Origin of the sequence: Cellvibrio sp. UBA7671 (genome assembly GCA_002483145.1) — a bacterium.
In the GTDB taxonomy this organism is placed as follows: Bacteria; Pseudomonadota; Gammaproteobacteria; order Pseudomonadales; family Cellvibrionaceae; genus Cellvibrio; species Cellvibrio fibrivorans.
Window position 1 is genome coordinate 485480 of sequence record DLHJ01000019.1, and the last position, 23099, is coordinate 508578.

The following is a 23099-nucleotide window of genomic DNA, read 5'->3' on the forward strand; positions in this document are numbered from 1 at the left end:
GACTTTCACTTCGTTTTTTATTGTCGCGGTGTTGTTGTCACAAACAATTGCGATGTATTTGCTCGTGCCTGCGAGCTTAACGAAATTGGAAGTTTTCCATCATGATCGAAATCGATTTTGAATCTCTTGGCTCTATTGGTCTTACACCTTATATCGCGCAACAATTATTACAATTAGAAACGGCTACCGCTGATGTGTTTTCCGCGCGTATTGTTGAAATTCATGGCGAGTGGATGTTGGCGCACAGCGGTCAATCTGAATATCGCGTGCGCGCACTACCGGCGTTAGGATTCGGTCTTGCAGTGGGCGATTGGGTAATTGTGGAATCACGCCCTAATAATGAATATTGGATTAGCCAGTGCATGGAGCCAGTAACGCAAATTTCACGGCGCACGCAGGAAGGTAAACGCCAGGTATTGGTGACGAATGTCGATACTGCATTATTAGTTATGGGTTTGGATAAGGATTTTAATTTACGCCGCATGGAGCGCTACCTCGCGATCGTGCAAGCAGCGCAGGTAATACCGGTTATCGTACTAACCAAACAGGATATTGCAGAAAATCTTGCAGAAAAATTGGAGCAAATAGAGCAGCGTTTGCCAGCTCACATACCAATTGTTGCAGTGAATGCATTGCATGAAAGTACGATAATGGTTTTGGCTCCATGGTTGCGAAAAGGGCAAACGCTGGTGTTGCTGGGCTCGTCTGGAGCAGGGAAATCCACCTTGACTAATAGGCTGACATCCAGTGCACAAGCAACGGGTGATGTGCGCAAAGATGATAGCAAAGGGCGGCACACGACGACTTCTCGATCGCTGCACCAATGCACAACGGGTGCTTGTATTATTGACACGCCCGGTCTGCGCAGCTGGAGTCCGGATGTCGATGAAGAATCTTTGGAGCTTGCGTTTGATGACATTGCAACCCTGGCAATGAATTGTCGCTTTCGTAATTGCGAACATCGAGATGAACCCGGCTGTGCTGTGCGCGAGTTTGTTGATGCTGATCGCTTGCATAATTATCAAAAATTATTGCGCGAAGTTCGTCGCAGCCAACAGACAGCGCTTGAGCGTATTGATGAGCGAGCAAAATGGAAAGTGCTGCATAAAGCCGCTCAAGTGCGAGTGCGCGAAAAGCGAGGTGATTATTGATTTTTATTAAGTGGTAGATGAAATTTGGAGAGCGACATAATTTTTTATGTCGCTCTCCTCATCAATAACTACTTTTACCTCCAGATAAAAATTTATCAGGCAGTTTTTACCCAGCCTGTCACATAAGCCGGTGTAGGGATCGATCCGTTATCGGCGTGGATGGGTTCGCCATGTTTTACTGCTAGAGGCAAAACACCCGCCCACACGGGCAATTGCATATCTTCCTCATCATCGCTGGGCGCGCTATTGCTGATTTTGCAGGCAGCTTCGTCAAGCGAAATTCGCATGACACTGGTAGCAGCGAGTTCTTTCGCATTCCCTGGGCGCGCCTCGTGTTTGCGGCCGGCAGCGATCTTATCCATCAAGGCATCCATGGCGGCGATTTTGGCTTGCTTGTCTTCTACTAATTCAAATGTCCCGTAAATCACCGCGGAGCGATAGTGCATGCTGTGATTGAAAGCGGAGCGCGCCAGCACCAGTCCATCAAGATGAGTAATCGCAACGGATACCTGGGTTCCTGCGGTAAGTATTTTGGTGAGGCGGCCGCCATTGGAGCCGTGCACATAAAGCGCATCGCCAATACGCCAGCACGCAGTGGGAATGCAGTGTGTGCTGGTGCCGTCGTTGAACGCGACGTTGCACAGATAAGCTTCATCGATTACCGCATAGAGCGTTTGCTGTTCATAGCTAGCCTTTTCAGCGAGGCGACGAATACGTGTGCGTGGAGATGGGGAGCTGGGTGACTGCTGGTTCATTCTGTTCCTTTTTAATAGTGGTTTTGTTATCAGCAACGGGTTAAGCGTTTAGATTATCCTGCTGCTGGCTCTATAATAAGATCCACTTTTATGAAAATTTTTGGGGCCACATGGACTACCAATTTCTCTTTGATCAGTTCAATGCCAGACAATCTGGAATTAAGCAGTCACAACAGCGGCGTTTATACCACTGCTTACGCGATACTATTTTGCGCGGTCAACTTAAAGCGGGTATGCAATTACCGGGCAGTCGAACTTTAGCCACTGAGCTCAAGATTTCGCGCAATACCGTACTCTATGCCTACGAACAGTTGATCACCGAGGGGCTGCTGTTATCAGCCGGGCGCGGCACTCTGGTTGCATCCAATCTTTCAACCTTAGTCAGTACTCCAGTGGCTGCGAATATCGCCAAGCCACGGCAGCTTTCTGCGCGTGCGCAGTTAACGCCATGGCCTACTGATCCTCACGGCGCATTTACCGCATTTATGTCGGGTGTGCCTGCGTTAGCGCATTTTCCAATTGCTATCTGGCGCCGTTGTTTGGAACGTGTTTGGCGGGAACTTAATTTTCAACAACTCGATTATGCAAACGCAGTGGGTGAACCAATTTTGCGTGTAGCCATAGCAGAGCATCTCACCAGTACTCGCGGCCTGGTCTGTAGTGCAGAACAAATTTTTATTACTGATGGCACGCAACAGAGTTTAGGTATTTGTGCGCATGCACTGGCAAGTGCGGGAGATATTGTCTGGATTGAGAACCCCGGTTACGGCGGTGCTTTTCAATCATTGAAAGCTGCAGAGCTGGATGTGCGCGGTATTGCGGTGGATGCAGAAGGGATCGCACCGACAAAAAAAGAGTGGGAAAAATTTACGCCGAAATTCATTTATACAACACCATCGCACCAGTTTCCGCTCGGCAGTGTGATGAGTGTTGTGCGCCGACTTGAATTAATCGAGTCAGCAAAACAATACGACGCGTTGATTATTGAAGATGATTACGACAGCGAATTCCGCCGCGATGGCCCACCGTTGCCAGCAATGCAAGGTTTGGTTGCTGACGCACCGGTAATCTACCTCGGCACCTTTAGCAAAACATTATTTCCCGCATTGCGTATTGGTTATATGGTGGTACCAAAAGGATTGGTGGAACCTTTTGCCGGTATATTGAAGCTAGGGCATTTGCGCGGGCGCAGTGCCGATCAACTTGCGCTTGCGGAATTTCTGCGCGCGGGCCATTTTTCCAATCACTTGAAAAAAATGCGCCGTTTGTATGCAGCGCGACGCGATGCACTGGTAGCAGCGATTAATAAACATCTCGGCCACATTGCGATAATTTACGGCGGGTCATCCGGTATTCATTTAACAATAGCACTGCCCGAAGCACTCAATGATGTGAGCATCAGTAGGGCTGCATTAGCTCAGGATGTGTATACCCAACCGCTGAGCAAGTTGGCAACGGGTAGTGTTTTGTGTAATGGTTTAATGTTGGGTTATGCGCAAGTGCCTGAAGCGGAAATGGACAAATATATTTCGGTGTTGGCGAATGTGATTAGTGAATATGTATGAGAGTGAGCTTCATGGCTAGTTAAAAAAACGAGCACAACAGTTGTGCTCGTTTTTATTGTGCAGGCACTTAACAATAGCTAATAAGCTGCTTTTTCAGTAGTGTTTATTCCTGATTGTGGTGATAGATTGCGTTTGATGAGTTCCCAATCAACTTTACGGCTTGCGGGTGCTAAATCCTGTTGGTTGATGGGGGGCAATTCCTTTTGTGTTTCCGCTTGCGGTAATGACTCTGCATAGACTAAGGCGTCTGCAAAATTCATTTTTGCAATAGTGCGATATTCAGCTCGCACTACTTTTAAATCGCTTTGCAATTCGCGGCTGCCTTTTGTCTCGATTAACTGGAATAAATAGCTTATCGATTTGTCAATGGTAGGGCTAATCAAAGGCTCATTGTTTGTAGCAATTTTTTCAAGTTGAGCATGATTTTTCGCTGCTGCGCCTAAACTGGAAAAATGTCGGACTACCTGCGCCGCATGCGAGCGTCCATTTTTATCGCCAATCAAGAGCGTAGCTAGCTCGGGACTGTGACGATAATAAATTTGCATAAGTTGACGTCCTTTCGCCAAGGGCTTTAGCGCCTGATCTCGGAAATTGCGCAAATCGGTGATGACTGCGGGATAATCTTTAAACTCTGCCGCCGCCACCTTGGATGCAACACAGCTAATATCGATTGGAGCTGAGATAGACATCCAATTGTAGCGCAGTATTTCATTGGCATCTGTCCAGGTTGCACCGCTGAGTTCTCCAGAAAGGGACGTCCAATACTGCAACATGTTATTGTGACCGGAATCCCACATGGTTTGATTGTAAATAGTTTCCAATGACACACGGTTAGGTGTGTTGTCATCACTCAAACTATTGCGTCCACGGTCTTCACTGCCACCATTGTTATCGTTGTTGGAATCCATCAAATCCAGTAGTGCTGCTGCAACCCTGGCCTCCTGTTTTTCCCCCAGGCGATTTGCACCGGAATACAATTCCAATGCCTGGCCGCCAGCATCATTTTGATTGGTGCAACTGGGCCACTCCCCCGCGCCTTCAGTTGTGCCTTCGTCCCAATTGTATTGGCCGTCATTGCACAGGCTTAACATAAATGCACTTGCCCAACCTTCACTCCATGAGAGCCGTTCATCCTGCACTGCATCGCCAAAGTTGTGCGCGCCACCAGGGCTGGGGTCCCCACCGGGATAGGCGGCGTCCATTAAAAAATGGCCATATTCGTGAATGGCGATATCAGGAGCGCGGTTAGTGGAGGCTGATAAGTTTATCTGGCCATTATAAAAATCACCTGAGCTTGGATAATCAATTTCAACAAAACCCGGATCGCGCCCACCGACACTGGTTATATGTTGCCAGGCGCGATCCATAAACGAGAATATTTGCGCCGCTTCCATATCATCACTGGGTGTCAGGGTTCCGAAATTGACTACTGCACCTTCATTTAAATCGTCGCGCACGCCGGATGCCCATTCATAATCGCCACCATCGTGCACACGCCAGCGGGTATTGCGTAGTTTTAATTTGATGTAAAGGTCGCGGCCGTTTTGCAGCCAGCCATCATCATTATTGACGCTGATGCTGTAGTCACCATTGCCATTCGTGGCGACAGATTCGAGGAATTCATCGCCAAAGGTGTCGTCGTCGTACAGATAAATACCTGCGTTGACCAATGGCTTTACGGAGCCATCAAAATCGGTAAATACAATTCTCCCATTGACTGTCACCGGATCGCGTTCGCGCCAGGCGGTTTTGCTCGAATCAATAACATGCTTCGCATCTTGCCCCAGCTCTTTATCAGCCCTGGCCAATAATACCGCGCGATTTTTATCGGTGACTATGCGCGCTAGTGTAGTGTCATCCACGTTGGTCAAGTTGCCGGAAAATGCGCGCACTGATTTCATTTTAGTAAAATCTTCAGAGCGTTTTTTCTGCCGTATTTCCCGCCATTGTTTCTGGGTGAATAGCCTGGCTTGTTTTTTCTCAGACACTTCCTGATAAAAAATAACCCGGTCATAGATCACACCTTTAGTGTCACCAATTTCCAGCTCTATTTTGTAAATTCCCGCTTGGCTAAATGCTGGCACTATTGCCTTGACAACCGTGTCCTTAACGCGCTGTTTATCATTGGCAATTTTCGTACGCGTTGCTTCACCCATTTTTTTTGCAGGAAGAGTAGTTGCATCGCTTATGTTAATGACCACTTCATTGATGCGTACATCATTCACAGTCACGCGAATGGGTACAGTGAAGCTACCCTGGGTGGCCTTGAGCGAGGTAATTTTTTCGATCGACTCAGGCATAGCGGCAATAGGACGGTCGGGTGGAGTCGCAAATGCCGGTGTTGCCAGCAGCGATGACAAGAGCAGTAGTGACACAACCAATGATGGTAGTACCACTGATGAAATCACCAGGGTTGACACCGTGGGTGATGAAAGCAATGCGAGCAACCTGCCGGTTATTTCTTTTAACGATTTCATAACGTCTCTCCTTAAAGTGCATCGATACCTATAAAAAATTCGTTGTGCAATTTGCCAAATTATCTTGTTACTCTTTTTCCTTGAATAGCTTTTGTGATAGCCGTTGTTTGTTTCAGCGCGCGTTGCAAATAATCTCCAATCGCTTGCTCGGCGTTATCAATCGCTTCTGTAATGACCGTATCAATCAATTTTGGTTGTGCCCGCTTAAACATAGAAGCCAGTTTTGTTTCATCTTCAGGCAATTTGTGCGCTAGCTGATTGATAATAGAGCCTAAAATAACGCGGCGAATATTTTGCAGGGGTAACAGTGACGGTTCAGCTTCTTTGGTGTTGTCGCCTGTGAGTGCCAGCTCCTGTTGCGCTTTGACCAATTGTGCTAGCGCTGGGTTTGCATCGCTGCTGGCGACTAAATCATCGACTATCTCTGCCATGGCGCCCAAACCCCAATGCCGGGTCATAACTTCCTCTGCTACTACGCCAATTTTTAACAGCGGATCCCAAGGACAGGGATGTGGAAAGGGCAAGCGCAACTCAGCGATTTCAAAATCAAACCGTGTCAAAGCTGCTTGTAAAAATGGCCAGCAGGAGCGCCGATTTTTCGGCGCAAGCCAGCGCGCAGTATTTAAATAGTAGCGTTGGATTTTTAAATATTCCGGTGTCGGATTTCCTGCAATATATAAACCGCTCCGGCCGCCGGAACCAGAACCATTTAAATTCACATTCACAAAATGGTGCCAGGTTGCATCACACACAATTCTGCCTACATTGGCAGCGTCGCCATCGTATGCTGAAATGGCGCCAAAGCTGTGAGGTTTAACTGGTGGCTTGCCAGTGTTGGTTACAAAACGCCCCGCAGAAATAGAGACGGCGACCACTTGCGGCGCGATGCGTACACCAGCTGCCATAGGCCATTCTTCGACGCCGGCAAAATTTCCTGCGGCCGGTACGGGCGCCAGGCATTCACTTTCGTGCGGATGGTCTGGCAAGTAATCCACTGCCCCTGATTCATGGCGCAATACCGGATGTACATTCCAACTGGACGCTTGGTTATCAGGGCCGCCATTGGAAAAAAATACCGGATAAATACGCTGGGGAATTGCATCGGATTGATCTTCGAATTGTTTGATGCCATCGCTGCCTGGCTCAAGCACTGTATCGTGCCGGTCAGGGCTGGTCATCGGTACGCTTGCCCAATTGCGCATTTGCCGTACGCGGGGAAGCGTTGTGCCCATGCCCGATCCGATACTTGCGTGGTCACCTGTTGCAAATACACCGCCGCCTGCCTGCATAAATTGTGCAATGGTGGTTTGCTCAGCTGCACTGAGTGCAGACGAACTAAAACCAAAGAGCCACAGCTGGTCGTAATTAGTGCGGTTAACCGGTGTAGCAGCGGTCGCAAAATTAAAATTGCCCGCAATGGTGGATGCAACACCGCCACCGGTGCGATGTGCGGTAGCTACGTTATGTCCGCCGCTTTTGATGATCGTTACAAATTCAGAAAGGCCGAAACCTGCGGTACCGAAACTCAGGCTGCCATCGGCAACCATAAGGATATTTTGCTTGCAGGGAAGTTTGAAAATGAGTTCTGCGAACTGGTTGCCCGCAAATTTGAGTTCGAAGTTCAACATAAAAATCTCCTTTTGATTGAATCGCGAAAGCATAACGAGCTATATCGTTATGTCCCGGAGTTCCCGAGAATTTCAGGTTACTCTTGCGGATAAATATTCGTTGTGAGGAAAGAGCCTTGCGATTTGTGAAATATTCACACAGCGCACTTGTGAGCGCGTGTTGTCGCTATACGCGTGGATCACAAATCTGATGTTGAATTTACTGTCGCCGGTTATTTTGTTGTAGGCTTGGACATATTAAAAATAATGCTCTTCATATAATTAGATCGCGCGTTAAAAACTCTCTCCAATTGCATCAACCCTTTGATATCACTTGTTAATTTTTTGGCAGCAAAAATGACAGGGGATTGATTCGTATCATGACAGAAAATGCGTTGTGCATTGCCGCTTGGCTTTGCTGTTGTTTTCTGTCGTCTGAACAATTAATTTCTCGTGGAGGAATGATGTATGAAATTACATTCGGCGTGGATTCGACTTTTATTGATGAGTGGTTATGTGGCATTGGTGAGTTTATATGGGGCTATTGCACATGCAGCCAAATGTGAATACAAAATCGCAAATGAATGGGGTAGTGGATTTACCGCGACAATTCGCATTACTAATGACGGCACAGTACCCATTTCCAGTTGGGCGTTGAATTGGAATTATAGCGATGGCTCGCGCATTACCAGTAGCTGGAACGCAACGGTGACTGGCGCCAATCCTTATAGCGCTTCACCATTAAACTGGAATACTAATATTGCGGTGGGTTCCAATGTTGAATTCGGGGTACAGGGTACGAATGGTGGCAGCAAAGCGCAGGTGCCGATAATCGCGGGTGCTGTCTGCACTGGCGCTGTTGCTTCCAGCATTACACCGGCGAGCTCGAGTGCAAGATCCAGTTCGGTTTCCAGTGCGCGTTCATCCAGCATCAGTGCAAGTTTGCGTTCGTCGGCCAGTGTGAGCATTGCATCATCACTGCGCAGTTCGAGCCTTGCGTCTGCCGCAGGGCAAATGTGTAACTGGTATGGCAGTCTCACACCTTTGTGCGCCACTACCGCCAAGGGTTGGGGTTATGAAAATGGAAAGAGTTGTGTAGCAACAGCAACCTGCTCCGCACAACCAGCACCTTACGGCGTAGTGGGTGCTACATCCAGTGCGCGTTCTTCAGTGGTTTCATCGTCGAGTATGACCAGTCGTTCCAGCTCGTCGCGTTCATCTTTCCGCGGTTCTTCTTCCACTGCAATCACCAGTAGTTCGGCCAGCAGTATTCCACCTATTGTCGGCGGTTGTGATGGTTATGCAACGCGTTATTGGGATTGCTGCAAACCGCATTGTGGATGGTCAGGCAATGTTCCGACACTGGTTGCACCGCTGCAAAGTTGTGCGGCAAATAATACTCGCCTGAGTGATTTGACCTTGCCTAGCAGTTGCGATGGTGGCAATGCGCATATGTGCTGGGGTATGGCACCGTTTGCGGTGAGCGATACTTTGGCTTACGGTTTTGCCGCGACTTCCAGTGGCGATGTCTGTGGTCGCTGCTACCAATTGCAATTTACCGGCAGTTCGCACAATTCGCCGGGCGATCCTGGCTCGGCCGCTTTGGCCGGTAAAACCATGATCGTACAGGCGACTAATATTGGCTACGACGTGGGTGGCGGCCAATTCGATATTTTGGTGCCAGGTGGCGGAGTAGGAGCGTTTAATGCGTGTTCAGCGCAATGGGGCGTTTCCAATTCTGAATTAGGTGCGCAGTACGGTGGATTGCTGGCCGCGTGTAAACAAGAACTGGGTTATAACGCGAGCCTCGCGCAGTACAAATCTTGTTTAACCAATCGCTGTAACAGCGTGTTTGGTTCGCGCGGTTTGACGGAATTGCAGCGCGCTTGCACCTGGTATGCGGATTGGTTCCAGGCTGCTGATAATCCTGCACTTAAATACAAAGAGGTGGCGTGTCCTGCAGAATTAACCGCGCGTTCTGGAATGAGTCGCAGTGCATTAAACGATATTAAAACCAGCTGTAATTGATGAGTAATGAAGTCAATTATTGATGGGTTTTGACATCATGTTGAAAAATCATGTTAGCGATAAGTGATTAAATAAAAAAACAATGTGTGCAGCGGCGCACATTGTTTTTCATCTGTCTGTCAGTAAACTCTGGTCTACACTTGCATTAGGAGATAAGTAATTTCTCCCTTTTCATCGACCTGTAAGAGGCTGCTGTTATGATGTTAAAAGAGCTTGTCGCCCAATGGGAATCCCATGCCCATGGTGTATTAACAAAAGATACCTATGCTGTTCACCTACTGGTGGAAGATGCAGCGAAAATTGATGCATTGGCAGAGATGTATCCCAAACGCACCAAAGAACAATTAATCAGTGAATTATTGTCGGCAGCGCTCGGGCAATTGGAAGCGAGCTTTCCTTATGTACAAGGGCCAACCGTTGTGGCGAGGGATGAGATGGATGATGCGATCTATGAAGATATAGGGCCAACACCGCGTTTTATGGCGCTAACTAAAAAATATCTTGCGCAACATAGACAATAACGTTGCCTGGCGCACACCCAAATCGCTTCCTGCTTCGTATACAGATTGATCGTCTATTTTTACGGAGCCATGATGTCAAACAAACCTGTACCTACAGAAAGTGAATCGCCTGCACGCTTACCCTGCCGCGGCTGCCAACCCGGCTGTTCGAGCTACGCCACTTGCGACGGCAAGCCCTGGCGATTGGAGGCGCAACCAAAACCAGTTGCACATTAAAAAAGAACCCGGCTAGTTGCCGGGTTCAGTTACAAATCCTAGTTTTAAAATTCCTGCGCGCTGCACTGCGGCCATGGTCTTGATGACATGTTCGTAATCAACTGTCCTGTCGCCGCGGATATGCACTTCCGGTTGTGGTTGTTTGCCGGCTTCTGTGGCCAAGCGCGCATCCAGTTCTTCCATAGTGACTTGTGTTTCATTCCAGTAAATATTGCCATCGGCATTGACTGCAAGATTAACCGTCTCCGGTTTTAATTCATTGGGTGTGTTATCTGCGCGCGGCAAATCCACTTTTACCGAGTGGGTTAATACTGGCACAGTGATAATAAAAATAATCAACAATACCAACATCACATCCACCAAAGGCGTCATGTTGATTTCATTCATCACTTCTGTATCGTCGTCGAGTCCACCGCCGAAGGCCATGGCTTACACCTCTTTGCGTGGAGTGAGTTTGGTGATAATGCCTTTATTTTGCATTGGGCTGCCGGTAATAAAATACGCATGCAATTGATGTGCAAAACGGTTGAGTTTATTGAGTACGCCTTTGTTGGCGCGTGAGAGGGCGTTGTAACCCAGCACGGCTGGGATGGCGACAGCTAACCCAAACGCCGTCATAATCAATGCTTCACCCACTGGGCCTGCGACTTTATCGATACTGGCTTGGCCGGAAATACCGATACCTACAAGCGCGTGATAAATTCCCCACACAGTGCCAAACAGGCCGACGAAAGGTGCTGTTGATCCCACTGATGCAAGAACCGCCAAACCTCGTTGTAAACGCTCGGCACTTTCATCGATAGAGCCACGCAAACAGGCTGTGAGCCATTCAGCGAGTGGCAGGTGGCCGTGCAAGTCGTCCTTGTGATTGCTGTGGTGATCGAGCGCTGCCTGGCCCTCTTCGGCCAAATGGCGGAAGGGGGTAGAGCGATCTTCCCCGAGTGTGCGCAAGCCTTCAGCAAAACTTTGTGCGTGCCAGAAATCATTCAAGCCCTGTGACGGGCGGCGCAACCGCCATAAACCCCAGGCGCGCACAACAATCACCCACCAGCTGGCGATGGACATAACCAACAAAATAATTGCGACGCCTTTGATCAACGCATCGCCCTGCTGCCAGATGGAAGCAATGCCGTAAGGTGAATCCATAAAAACCTCGCCTACTCAATAATGGAAAGTGTAAAAAAATAAAAAGTACAAAAATTAATTCAAATTGAACTCAACCGGCTGTTCATACCAAAAATCGATTTTCTTATCGCCTTGGGTCGCTGGTTGATAGCGCCAGTGCTTCACTGCTTTTACCGCCGTATCATCCAAACGTTTGAAACCGCTGGAGGTTTTTATTTTGATCTCGCCGACTGTGCCGTCCGCTTTGATCAATATCTCTAAAACAACTATGCCTTCCTCGCGCAAGCGACGCGATAAACTCGGGTAAACCGGTGCCGGATTGCTTAATTGGCCAGCGTCAGCGCGCGGTGGCAATACCGGTGCCGGAGCAGGTTCTGCCGGTTTCGGCTCCACTGGTTTTTCTACCGGCTGTGGTGGTTCTGGTTCAGGTGCTTTTACCGCGCGTTCCGATGGTGGGGCTTTGGGCGGTGGTTTGGGTACTGGTTTTGGTTCGGGCTTTTTTTCCGGCGGCGGAGGTGGTGGTTCCGGTGGTGGTGGCGGTGCCTCTTCCGGTTCTGCCATCACCAATACGCCCTGGATAGTGGGCATCACGATTTCAATGGGTTTTGGCGCGGAAGGCGATAACATTACCGCCGCCAAAACCCCGACATGAGCGCCTATAACGAGCAAAAAGGAAATTAATGAAGCATGTTTGGATTGCATCGGCGACTGCTGTGGGAGGTGATCGTGATTGTGAATAATAAGATGGCGCTAATGATAATATTTCTCATTGATTAAGGCAATCTAATCATGCGTGTCATCAGGAAAAGGGCAGATCGGTTATACCAATAGTGTGTGGGCTGGCATAGTTATTGGGTGCCGATGTTATACTCGGCCTCCCGCGCTTTTGCGCTCCATCAGTAGGACTCCATGGAAATCTTTGTATTGCTTGGCCTGATTATCCTCAACGGTCTGTTTGCGATGTCGGAAATTGCTATTGTCACCGCAAAAAAATCCCGTTTGATGGCACTTGCCGCCAAGGGAAATAGCTCGGCGGAAGTCGCACTGAAATTGGCCGAAGATCCCACCCAGTTTTTATCAACCGTGCAAATCGGTATTACCTCCATCACTCTGTTAAACGGTATTTTTGGTGAGTCGATTTTTGCGGAGCCATTTGCGTTGTGGTTACAAACCTTTGGCGTGCCTGTTAACTTTAGCGATAATTTCGCTACAGTTTTAGTAGTTTTCGTAGTGACTTATTTGTCTATTGTTGCGGGCGAGTTAGTACCCAAACGTATAGGCCAACTCAACGCCGAGCGCATCGCTTGTTATGTGGCAAGGCCCATGCAATTACTGGCGATACTGACCAAGCCTTTTGTCTATTTTTTGTCGGGCTCAACACTTGCGTTGATGCGCTTATTTGGTTTCCATCAAACCCAAAACGCACAAGTTACCCAGGAAGATATCCATGCAATCCTTGACGAAGGCTCCAGCTCAGGCGTGCTAGAGCAACAAGAACATGCGATGGTAAAAAACGTATTGCGCCTGGAAGCACGCAGCATTGTTTCATTAATGGTGCCGCGTTCGGATATTGTGTATTTGGATACCGCCTTACCGCTTGAAGAAAATTACCAGCGCGTTATGAAATCACCGCACTCGCGCTTTCCCGTTTGCACTAAACAAAGTGATAATTTAATCGGCGTGATTAATGCCAAAGAATTATTGGCCGAAGCCATCCGTGGCAGCACTGTTGATCTTGAATCCATGGCGCAGCCTTGCCATGTTGTTCCGGAATCATTAACCGGAATGGAGCTGTTGGAATTTTTCCGTTCATCGCATAGCCAAATGGTGTTTGTGGTTGACGAATATGGCGATCTCAAAGGCATAGTGACGCTGCAAGATTTATTGGAAGCACTCACCGGTGAATTTATTATGGGTGAGGGCGAAGACGCTTACATCATTCGCCGCGATGACGGCTCACTGTTATTGGATGGCATGCTCGCAATTATCGATTTGAAAGATTGCTTGCAGATTGATGAATTGCCTGGAGAGGGTGATTACGAAACTCTCAATGGTTTAATTATGTTACTGATGGGGCGTATGCCTGCCACCGGCGATAAGGTTGTGGTGCGGGATTGGCTATTGGAAATCGTTGATATGGACGGCCGCCGCATTGATAAAGTGCTCGCTTACAAATTAGATGATGAGGAGCTAACCGGCTAACTGATTGACGCTGCTCCGCATACGTATTCATACCTGTCCCTATCGGGTTCCGCTTGGCATAACTCTAGGCAATGGGCTTTACTAGTAAAGCCCATTCTTATAATTACGCGAATAGCCATGGAGCCCGCCCATGAAATCCCTGTTTACCCTGTTATTTACTCTGCTGTTTGTTGTTGGTTGCAGTGATTCCGGAACTGCGCCCGCATCGACCACTGGTTCGAATTCTTCTGCGAGTTCCACAGCAAATACTTCTACAGATTATTTATCACTAGCCATTAATGAAGAGCCGACGCAATGGTGGCACAGCACTATTTTTTATGAAATCTGGCCGCGTTCGTTTCAGGATTCCGACGGTGATGGCAGCGGTGATTTTAAGGGGATGACTGCCAAACTCGACTATTTGCAAGACTTGGGGGTGAAAGGTATTTGGCTTACACCAGTATTTGAAGCACCTTCTTACCACGGTTACGATTTTCAGGACTTTTATAACGTGGAGGCCGATTACGGCACCATGGCGGATTTTGAAAACTTTATCGCGCAAGCGCACAAGCGCAATATCAAAGTGATTTTGGATTTAGTACTCAACCACATCTCTGATAAACACGAGTGGTTTATTAAATCAGCTAATAAAGAGGCGGGTTATGCGGATTATTTTATCTGGCGCGACGAGCGCCCCGCGAGTGGTTGGGGGCAACCCTGGTCAGCTGAATCCAATCCTGCCGCAGTATGGCATTGGAATGAAACGCGCAAAGCATTTTATTACGGTGCATTTGGTAGCAGTCAACCGGATTTAAATCTCACTAAGCAAGTCGTTATTGATGAATTAAATAAACTCGCCAGTTTTTGGCTTGCCAAAGGTGTTGATGGTTTCCGTTTGGATGCAGTGCGTTATGCGGTGGAAGAGGGCGGTTACCCGTTGCAGGCTGATACCCAGGGTACTATCGATTATTGGACTATTTTTACGCAGCACGTGAAATCGGTAAAACCGGATGCTATGTTAGTGGCAGAGGCTTGGGCCGATTTGAGTACAATCGGAAAATATCGGAATCAAGGCAAAGGATTGGATTCATCCTTTGATTTTGATTTTGGCACCGTGGTGATTGATCTGCTAAATCCAGAGGTAAAACAAACCGCCGACTTTGGCACCATGAGCGCGAAAAACCTGCAACAAAGCCGCGATGGTCTATGGGCGAATTTAGTTGCGCGCAAAGCAGCAGCGCCAATCCAGTATTTCTCACCTTTTTTAACCAATCATGATCAAACTCGCATTATGTACACGCTGGAAAACGATCTTGCCAAAGCGAAAATTGCCGCGAGTTTATTAATGACTACACCGGGGACTCTCTATCTTTATTACGGCGAAGAAATTGGTTTGTCGCAATACAAAACTGGCGACGACCAATATCGTCGCGCGATTATGCAGTGGAGTGATGAAGACAGCGCAGGATTTAATTCGACCGGCACCTTTTGGCTAGACCAAGCAAAATGGTTCCCCTGGATGCAAAATCATCAGGGGTGGTGGGCTAATTATTGGCAAACATTAAAAGATACGGGCAAATCTGTCGCTGCCCAGGCGCAAGATCCGCACTCCTTGTTTAATCACTACAAGCGCCTGATTAAGGTGCGCAATGAAAACCCCGCGCTGCAATTGCCGCAAGAGGTTCGTTACTATCCGGTGGATAATAAAGGCATATGGTTGGTGGAGAATATTTCGGCTGGTAAAAGTGTGTGGGTATTGATTAACTTGGGTTCAACTTTGAATGCCGAGTTTGTGACACCGAAAAATTTGCAGGGCATTCGCGAAGATCAGCTCACAGGAAAAGAAATACAATTGGGTGAGCGTGTTAGTTTGCCAGCGGCGGGTGTGATGATTTTTTAATGGTTGCAAGGTCATGCATAATTTATCGTGCATGACCTTGCTGATCAAATAATTACTTGAGTTTTAATTCTTTCACAAGATGATCTGCTTTGTAGACTTTTTTAAGTGCTTCGCTCATTGCGGCGGGATGTACGGATACCGCCCGGTTGACAGACTCATCAAAAAAGTAAGCGCCACCCAGTGATTGGATATTGCCATCAAAAATTAATCCCACCAATTCACCTTTTGCGTTGATTAAAGGGCTGCCGGAATTACCGCCAATAATGTCGTTCGTTGATACCTGGTTGAAACGCGTTTTTTTGTTCAACTTTTTCTGCGCGGCATCCCAAGTGTCAGCCAATTTAAAGGGATCATAATCGGTAGCGCGATCAATCAGGCCACCAATGTCGGTGAAGGGGGTAATCGCTTTGCCTTTTTCTTCCCAGCCGCGAATTACACCGTGTGACAAGCGTAGCGAAAAAGTGGCATCGGGGTAGACTTGTGTTCCTTGATAAGCAAAACGTGCTTTGGCTAATTGATTGGCAGCGGCTTTTTGTACTGGCTCGATGTTTTGGTCGTAGTCAATACGGAATTTACGCGCGTGCTCATCAATTAATCTGGCGAGTTTAATGGCGGGGTCATCGCTGCGTTTCACTGCTTCAGCACCGCCGTCCCAGAGTTGCTTGCGCACTGCTGCATCGCCGAGTTTGCTGTTGGAGACAATCTCCTTAGCTAGCGCTTCGGGCGATTGTTTCCCCAAAATACTTTTTACTACCGGGTTATCAACACCGAGTTTTTCGCGCAATTTGCTCAGTGACCAAGCCAACTTGGCGCGTTCAAAATCGGTATACAAAGGCACCTCGGCAAACAGACCAGCTTGTACTGCGGGTAAACTGGCATCAGCAAATTCGCGTAGGCGTTGCGCATCGGGTTTTGCTTTTTCGGCGGTGCCGCGCACCAATGTGCGCGCCCACGTCACCTGTTGCGACATAGCGCCAAAACCAATTTCCACCATGACGTAATCGACATACAGATTGCGCCATGCGATTTGGGTATCGCTTAATGTTTTCCACGGGTCGCCATAAGCAGTTACACGCGTGGGGTCACTATTAACCCAATTGCGAAATGCATTTTCCTGTTCGCGTTTTTGTTGCATAACACTGGGTGATAAGAGCGCCTGGAACATACCTGTGCGCGCTTTCAAACCATTTTCCACCATGGTCAATTCAGTTTGCGCAATGCGTGCGTTTTCTTCACTCTGCGTTGAGTATTGCAACAACAGTCCGCGATATTCTGATGCGAGCATCAAGCGAAAAGGCAACACCAGATCGCGTTGGGTTTCCAATTCAATCATGGTCAGTTGGCGTTGCGTGGAGCCGGGGTGGCCGAGGGTCATGACCAGTTCGCCTTCTTTGGCGCCTTTGGGGTTGATAGAAAACCAATCAGAATTGACGAGTGGTTTTCCTGCGCGGTCATAAACACGCAATAAACTCATGTCGAGGTTGTAACGCGGAAAATTAAAATTATCCGGGTCGCCACCAAAAAATCCTGCTGCATACTCCGGTGAAAATACCAGGCGCACATCCTGAAAACGTGCGTATTGATAAACATGGTATTGGCCACCGCCATAAAGTTCGACAATATCGCAACGGCGCTGTTCGCCAGTGTCACCCACACATTCTTTTTCAATCAGTGATTGCTCGGCTTTTTTTGCATCGCTAAATGCTTTACCGGACAAACCCGCGAGTGCTTTTTGCATACGCGCAGTCACATCCTCGGTTTTTTCCAAGCGGTTCACTTCCATGCCCGGGCATTGTTTTTCTTCGCTGTGATTTTTGGCGAGAAAACCGTTATTAACCAGATCTTGTTTTTCACTCGATAAATCCTCTACGCAACCAATTACGCAGTGATGATTAGTGAGTACCAATCCTTGGGCCGATACAAACGAACCGGAGCAGCCACCCGCCAAACGCACCGCGCTGCGCATGGATTTATCCAGCCATGCTGATGTGGGTTTAAAACCATAGGTTTTTGCCAAATCATCATGTGGCAGATTGTCCAGAGTCCACATGCCTTCGGCGGCTAAAGTCGGCAAAGCAGCCAGTGTACTGCCGGCCAGTAGCAATGCTCTTGTAAGTAATCGCATAAATAAACTCCTGTTTGTTAATTTGAGTCTTTGATCATAATAGTGAAAATAGTGTATCGCAGTGTAGACCATGGTTAGCGGTAATATCTATGACCGGGTATTCAATGCCTATAGCCGAATCTTTCAACAGGTAATAGACTTCCTTCCCCCGTCGTATAGGAATTTGGTTGGTAATATGAAAATAGTATTTGCATTATGGGTTAGCCTACTAATTATTGGCTTTACTGGTCAGGTTTTGGCGGATGATGCCGCGAATAATTACGCGCTCGTGAGTTCCGACGGCAGGGCAGCCGTTGCTACGGTTAATCCTTATGCTACGCAAATTGCGATCGATGTGATCACGCGCGGCGGCAATGCGCTTGATGCTGCAATTGCAGCAGCTTTTGCCCTTGGTGTTGTCGATGGTCACAATTCTGGTATCGGCGGTGGTTGTTTTATTTTGGTTCGCATGGCTGACGGCCGAATTTTGGCGATAGACGGGCGCGAGATGGCGCCTGCTGCTGCAACACGCGACATGTTTGTTGTCGATGGCAAAGCTGATCCTGAATTGAGTCGCACAGGTGCGCTAGCTGCAGGTATTCCCGGTTCAGTTGCCGCATTGGATAAATTACAAAAGCTGGGTGGAAATTTAAAGTTTCGCGATGTTATTTTGCCCGCTGCGGATTTGGCGGAAAAAGGCTTTTCCATTTCGCCGGCATTGGCTGAGCGCATCGCAGCAACTAAGGATAATTTGGCAAAATTTCCTGCCAGTGCAGCGATTTATTTGGATAAAAATAGCAAACCATTTCCAGAGTTTTCATCGCTGCAACAAAAAGATTTGGCGGCGACTTATCGCGCAATAGCAAAACAGGGGCCGGATTATTTTTATCGAGGTGATTTTGCAAAAAAAACCGGGCGCTGGATGGCTGCTAACGGCGGGCTTATTACCCATAAGGATTTTGCTAACTATCAAGTGAAAATGCGCAAACCCATCGTCTCCGAGTTTGCAGGTTATACTCTTTACGGTTTTCCACCGCCAAGTTCTGGTGGTGTTCACGTTGCGCAAATTTTAAATATTCTTGCGCAGTTTGATTTGGATAAATTAGCGCCTGCTGAGCGTTACCATTTAATTGCCGAGGCGATGAAGTTTGCATTTGCCGATCGCGCCCATTGGTTGGGCGACAGTGATTTTACCAGGGTGCCAATGAGCCTCGCCGATAAACGCTACGCACAAACCATCGCCCAAAAAATCAGCCTGGAAAAAACCACGGCCGATATTGCGCACGGCAACCCCGATGTGGATATCCGACATTTAATGAACAAACACACCACTCACATCGCCGCTGCGGATATGGATGGCAATTGGGTGGCGATCACGTCCACGGTCAACACCAGCTTTGGTAGCAAAGTTGTTATTCCGGGAACCGGGGTGGTGTTAAATAACCAGATGGATGATTTTTCGGCGCAGGTTGGTGCGGCTAACGCATTTGGTTTGGTGGGTTCCGATGCAAACGCGATTGCCGCACGCAAACGGCCATTATCCAGCATGAGCCCGACACTGGTATTTAAAAATGGTGAGCCGGTAATGGCGCTCGGTGCAGCAGGTGGCCCGACGATTATTTCGCAAGTGGTGCAAACATTATTGTACGCACTTAATGATTCGATGCCGGTAGAAAAGGCCATGGCACAGCCACGTATTCATCAGCAGTGGAATCCGAATCTACTGTTTGTGGAAGCGGCTATGCCAATTGATATCCAGCAGGCACTGCAGAAAAAAGGCCATGACCTGAAAATTTGGCCGACGATGGGCGCATCGCAGGCGATTCAACTGCGCGATGGAAAATTGGTGCCCGTTGCAGAGCCGCGAGTGATTTTGCAAAACGCACAATAGTTTTTCGCTTTCATTTTAATGCGAAGCGGTAGGGAAATGTACTTAATTTTTTATTGATGCTAGCAACTCTTCCTCTAGCAATTTAGCTGAATTTTTTGTCGCAGTAAGCAATAATCCTAAATTAACATTTTTGTCTGCCAATACAGTGATTACCCATTTTCGGCTGACTCTTTTAATCGCTAGATAACCTTCAGTATTTTGGATGAGTGTAAGTTCACAGCCATTTTGTTCCACTTCAGTCGCAATGCGATCGCCTAGTGCAATGCAGGAGCTGGTCATGGCTGCCAAGGTGGATTCGTTTAAATTTACACGTGATTGTTTTACCAGGGGGTGGCCATCAGTAGTTGAGATGAGGGTTGCATAAATTGAATTGCAGGATGAGAAGATCTTGGAAAAAATATTTTTCAATTCACTTTTTTCAATAACAAAATCATTTTTTTCAATCATCATTCTGCGTACTCCAGCATTGCAATTAAGGCCATCAGCAAATCTACCATGTCATCTTTATCTCTAGGGTCAACGAACATTATAGGTAGAAGTAAATTTTTTCGTTCCAGATAATTGTAAAAGGGTTCCAGATCGGCGTTGGTAGTGCGTGTGACACCGATGACGGCACTGGTAGCACGAATGGATTGCTCAAAATTTTCGATGTAAATTGCCAGATCTTCAAGTGGATCATCGCGCGTTATATCGATAAGAATAATAAATCCCAGCGCGCCTTGAGCTACGATGTCCCACATGTGCCTAAAACGGATTTGTCCTGGTGTCCCGTATATACGCAATTGGGTGCCGTCATCTAATAACACCTCACCAAAATCAAAAGCAACTGTTGTGGTGTCTTTGATTTTGGCAAGCCCGTCGGATGTAGCCTCTTCTGTGGTCACCGGAGGTCGATCACTCACTGTGGATAACGCAGTTGTTTTACCGACACCGGGTGTTCCGGTAATAACAATTTTTAACTCAGCCACGGGAAGTCCTCACACTAAACTTTTGTCTTATACGGTCAAATAACGCAATGTTGTTGTTCTTGAGTGGCTGGGCATCGCTTATTTCGGTGGTATAGGTGATTTGTATGCATGCACAACTTTGGCAGCTGTTAATAAATGTTTCTACATCTTCTATTGGCAAGTTAACCGCTCTTGCCAAATTCTCACTGCTGATGGGGGTTTTAAGAAGGGCAGCACAAAGACGACTGGAGTGCGTAACATTGACGAGTATGGTTTTGGGTGGCCAACGTTTAAGTTGATAAAGTGTTTGAGTGCTGCTTGTGTTTTGAGTTGTCGATATTACCTTGTTATCCGTCAAACGAAGGCTTTGTAAAATATCCGCTGCGCGCAACGGACGATGCAAGACTAAATCGAAATCCTTTACTTTTTCACTATCACCATATACAACAACTTTATGACCCGTTGTCCTGAGTTTATCGATTTTCAGTTGTTGGGGGTCGCAGTTGATATCAATAATGACAACATCAACTCCCCATTCATCACTAATTATCCATTCTTTTTCCGTCTTGTACGACAAAATAGAAAGCAAACTTATAAATACTTTACGATCATTATCGGTAAAACCATAAAGTCTAATTTTGCTTTTCATTTTTAAGGTGAATCCATACTGGTGCAAGAGTACATCACCGCCATGTAAAAACAGTTTTTAGCTGCCTTAAGTAATGTTTTTACATGGCTACTTAATGTTGTTTTTTAAATAACTGCAAGGGATTAGATGGCTAAGCCCTGCATTGCGTCTGTGGCTGACCGTCGAGCTAATGCTAAATTCGCTCTTGATTTATCTAATACATAATAAATAAACAATCCTGGCGACGCGCTAGATAGCTTGATGATGTGGTATTGGTTTTCTAACGTAATCAGTATGTCATCAATATTTTCTTTTAAATTCAGGCTGCGCATTGTTTTTAGTTTGGCTCGCACAACTTCGGTATTCCCCGCAGCAGCCAACTCCAAATCAATGCCGGTGCCGACTCCTCCCAACATTAAGCCGCTGCCTGAATCAACCACTGCAGCAGCCATAGCTCCATCAGTGGTTAACAGTTTTTCGAGAATTTCTTTAATGTTTGACATTTTGGTTCCTGCTGCTTGAAGTGATTGTTTGGAGTATTACTGGTGTTGTTACTGGTGTTGTTACTGGTCTTGATATGCGAGTGATTTAATGGTTCGTTTATCGTAAAAACGAGTATAGGCAGATACAGAATGTAAGCAAAAAAGTAGGCGGTAGATATTTTTCTGTGTAAGAGAAAAGTGATCAAAAAAATGATTTTTTATATCAAGTGGGGATGGGTTTTTGAAGCTTATGCGGTTTGGTTATTGTTTTTTATATAATGGCCGCTTTTGATGCCATTAATAATTATTGATGTGCCAGTTTTTGCATTTTCTATATGCTTAGTCTTTATATTCATAGATTGTTATTATTCTATTATTATTTTTACATTGATATTTTTCACGTTTTGAGGTTGGGATTTTGGCTAAAGGTGAAGTGTTAAGGAGTTGGTGCCTCGTTGTTAAGGTCTATTTGGTTTTACAAAATAGAATGAGAAATGTTAATACCTTGGCAATTATGGTAAAAATAATCACGCATGGTTTTGCTGTGCAAGACTGTCGGTGAATATATTACTGTCCTCACCGAGTCTTGCATCGTTTAATCTGTTTTCTTTCATGCTTCTGTTACAAACCAAATCCACCGTCGATATTCCAGCTTGCTCCCGTCACATAAGCGGTCTCATCACTGGCGAGATACGCAACCAATCCGGCAATTTCCTCCGCTTTGCCGTAGCGCGGCAAAGCCATTATGCCGCGCAAGGTATCGGCGAAATCGCCTGTCGCCGGATTCATATCCGTATCCACCGGGCCGGGTTGGATATTATTGGCAGTAATTCCGCGTGCACCCAGATCCCGTGCAAGGCCGCGGGTAAACGTTGCAATCGCACCTTTACTCAGGCTGTACACCGACATACCCGGGAAGGGCACAATTTCGGCATTAATGCTGCCGATATTAATAATGCGCCCGCCGGATTTCATATGGCGCAATGCCTCTTGTACTGCAATAAATATCCCTTTCACGTTAACCGCGAGTAGGTGATCAAAATCGGCTTCGGCGAAATCGTTGATGGGTGCCATGGTGGCCACACCGGCGTTGTTGACGAGAATATCCAACCCGCCTAATTGTTTGGCGGTTTCAGCAACTGCATGTTTGATCTCTTCTGTTTTGGCGCTGTTGGCCTGGATTGCGATGGCGTTGCCGCCCGCGACGCGAATAGTGTTCACAACCTCGTCTGCGCTGCTGCTGTTATTGGCGTAAGTAATGGCAACAGCCGCGCCCTGGCTGGCGAGGCGTTTGGCGATGGCTGCACCTATGCCGCGCGATCCGCCGGTCACCAATGCGACTTTGCCCGCGAATGATTGGTCGGTGGATTGGTGGGTAGTCTGTGTTTGGGTTGGGTTGTTTGCTTGGGTGCTCATGGTGTTTGCTCCGGTAAGTTGGTTGGTGTTAATGCTTTATCACGGAGCCAGTGTGCTGCTTTTATTGCTTTGCAAGTAGTGGGTAATTGGTGCAATCATATTCAA

20 protein-coding genes are annotated in these 23099 nt (G+C 47.2%); 8 read left to right on the forward strand and 12 right to left on the reverse strand.

What is annotated here, in order from left to right; all coding sequences use genetic code 11:
• The first annotated feature begins 101 nt into the window (after positions 1-101).
• A complete protein-coding gene (gene rsgA / locus B4E62_RS21125; RefSeq protein ID WP_331353446.1) occupies positions 102-1151 on the forward strand; it encodes a ribosome small subunit-dependent GTPase A in 1050 nt (349 codons plus the stop codon).
• A gap of 95 nt (positions 1152-1246) precedes the next feature.
• Here the strand turns inward: rsgA and B4E62_RS21130 are convergent, their stop codons facing one another.
• Positions 1247-1906, reverse strand: a complete 660-nt coding sequence (locus tag B4E62_RS21130) for a pyridoxamine 5'-phosphate oxidase family protein (RefSeq protein WP_331353447.1) — start codon at positions 1904-1906, stop codon at positions 1247-1249.
• Positions 1907-2016: 110 nt separating this feature from the next.
• On the opposite strand from B4E62_RS21130, the gene B4E62_RS21135 reads away from it, so the two are divergent.
• Positions 2017-3471, forward strand: a complete 1455-nt coding sequence (locus B4E62_RS21135) for a PLP-dependent aminotransferase family protein (RefSeq protein WP_331353448.1) — start codon at positions 2017-2019, stop codon at positions 3469-3471.
• Between the two features lie 77 nt (positions 3472-3548).
• On the opposite strand, the gene B4E62_RS21140 is transcribed toward B4E62_RS21135, so the two are convergent.
• Positions 3549-5948 carry a hypothetical protein gene (locus tag B4E62_RS21140; protein WP_331353449.1) on the reverse strand — a complete coding sequence of 800 codons (2400 nt, stop codon included), beginning with the start codon at positions 5946-5948 and terminating at the stop codon, positions 3549-3551.
• Positions 5949-6007: 59 nt separating this feature from the next.
• Positions 6008-7576, reverse strand: coding sequence for a hypothetical protein (locus tag B4E62_RS21145; protein ID WP_310073497.1), 1569 nt, complete (start codon positions 7574-7576; stop codon positions 6008-6010).
• Positions 7577-8023: 447 nt separating this feature from the next.
• On the opposite strand from B4E62_RS21145, the gene B4E62_RS21150 reads away from it, so the two are divergent.
• The 3 genes from B4E62_RS21150 to B4E62_RS21160 all read left to right on the forward strand — a co-directional run bounded on the left by B4E62_RS21150 (position 8024) and on the right by B4E62_RS21160 (position 10320).
• Positions 8024-9583 carry a cellulose binding domain-containing protein gene (locus tag B4E62_RS21150; RefSeq protein ID WP_331353450.1) on the forward strand — a complete coding sequence of 520 codons (1560 nt, stop codon included), beginning with the start codon at positions 8024-8026 and terminating at the stop codon, positions 9581-9583.
• Between the two features lie 197 nt (positions 9584-9780).
• Positions 9781-10104 carry a type 1 pili tip component gene (locus B4E62_RS21155; RefSeq protein WP_310073501.1) on the forward strand — a complete coding sequence of 108 codons (324 nt, stop codon included), beginning with the start codon at positions 9781-9783 and terminating at the stop codon, positions 10102-10104.
• Between the two features lie 72 nt (positions 10105-10176).
• Positions 10177-10320: a hypothetical protein gene (locus B4E62_RS21160; protein ID WP_310073503.1), complete on the forward strand. Its 144-nt coding sequence runs from the start codon at positions 10177-10179 to the stop codon at positions 10318-10320.
• A gap of 12 nt (positions 10321-10332) precedes the next feature.
• Here B4E62_RS21160 and B4E62_RS21165 read toward each other — a convergent pair whose 3' ends face one another.
• The 3 genes from B4E62_RS21165 to B4E62_RS21175 are packed head-to-tail and all read right to left on the reverse strand — an operon-like array spanning position 10333 to position 12147.
• Positions 10333-10746 carry a biopolymer transporter ExbD gene (locus tag B4E62_RS21165; RefSeq protein WP_310073506.1) on the reverse strand — a complete coding sequence of 138 codons (414 nt, stop codon included), beginning with the start codon at positions 10744-10746 and terminating at the stop codon, positions 10333-10335.
• 3 nt (positions 10747-10749) lie between these two features.
• Positions 10750-11466 (reverse strand): MotA/TolQ/ExbB proton channel family protein, encoded by a 717-nt coding sequence (locus tag B4E62_RS21170; protein ID WP_331353451.1) that lies wholly within the window; start codon positions 11464-11466, stop codon positions 10750-10752.
• A 54-nt stretch (positions 11467-11520) separates the two neighbouring features.
• Positions 11521-12147: an energy transducer TonB gene (locus tag B4E62_RS21175; RefSeq protein WP_331353452.1), complete on the reverse strand. Its 627-nt coding sequence runs from the start codon at positions 12145-12147 to the stop codon at positions 11521-11523.
• Between the two features lie 207 nt (positions 12148-12354).
• Here B4E62_RS21175 and B4E62_RS21180 point away from each other — a divergent pair, with 207 nt between their 5' ends.
• The gene (locus B4E62_RS21180) at positions 12355-13647 is read left to right on the forward strand and encodes a hemolysin family protein (protein WP_331353453.1); all 1293 of its coding nucleotides are present in this window, start codon (positions 12355-12357) and stop codon (positions 13645-13647) included.
• Between the two features lie 130 nt (positions 13648-13777).
• Positions 13778-15526 (forward strand): alpha-amylase family glycosyl hydrolase, encoded by a 1749-nt coding sequence (locus tag B4E62_RS21185; protein WP_331353454.1) that lies wholly within the window; start codon positions 13778-13780, stop codon positions 15524-15526.
• Between the two features lie 52 nt (positions 15527-15578).
• Here the strand turns inward: B4E62_RS21185 and B4E62_RS21190 are convergent, their stop codons facing one another.
• Positions 15579-17651, reverse strand: coding sequence for a S46 family peptidase (locus B4E62_RS21190; RefSeq protein ID WP_331353455.1), 2073 nt, complete (start codon positions 17649-17651; stop codon positions 15579-15581).
• A gap of 175 nt (positions 17652-17826) precedes the next feature.
• On the opposite strand from B4E62_RS21190, the gene ggt reads away from it, so the two are divergent.
• Positions 17827-19521 carry a gamma-glutamyltransferase gene (ggt, locus tag B4E62_RS21195; RefSeq protein ID WP_331353456.1) on the forward strand — a complete coding sequence of 565 codons (1695 nt, stop codon included), beginning with the start codon at positions 17827-17829 and terminating at the stop codon, positions 19519-19521.
• A 42-nt stretch (positions 19522-19563) separates the two neighbouring features.
• Here ggt and B4E62_RS21200 read toward each other — a convergent pair whose 3' ends face one another.
• From B4E62_RS21200 to B4E62_RS21220, 5 genes are all read right to left on the reverse strand, one after another.
• Positions 19564-19971 carry a roadblock/LC7 domain-containing protein gene (locus tag B4E62_RS21200; protein WP_331353457.1) on the reverse strand — a complete coding sequence of 136 codons (408 nt, stop codon included), beginning with the start codon at positions 19969-19971 and terminating at the stop codon, positions 19564-19566.
• Complete coding sequence (locus tag B4E62_RS21205; RefSeq protein ID WP_331353458.1) at positions 19968-20489, reverse strand: GTP-binding protein; 522 nt, start codon at positions 20487-20489, stop codon at positions 19968-19970. The genes B4E62_RS21200 and B4E62_RS21205 overlap by 4 nt, the downstream gene beginning before the upstream one ends.
• Complete coding sequence (locus B4E62_RS21210) at positions 20482-21117, reverse strand: hypothetical protein (RefSeq protein ID WP_331353459.1); 636 nt, start codon at positions 21115-21117, stop codon at positions 20482-20484. Before B4E62_RS21210 ends, B4E62_RS21205 begins: the two co-directional genes overlap by 8 nt.
• A gap of 122 nt (positions 21118-21239) precedes the next feature.
• Positions 21240-21599, reverse strand: coding sequence for a hypothetical protein (locus tag B4E62_RS21215; RefSeq protein WP_310073528.1), 360 nt, complete (start codon positions 21597-21599; stop codon positions 21240-21242).
• A gap of 600 nt (positions 21600-22199) precedes the next feature.
• Entirely contained in the window at positions 22200-22994 is a 795-nt protein-coding gene (locus tag B4E62_RS21220) for a 3-oxoacyl-ACP reductase family protein (protein ID WP_331353460.1), read from the reverse strand.
• Positions 22995-23099 lie beyond the last annotated feature (105 nt).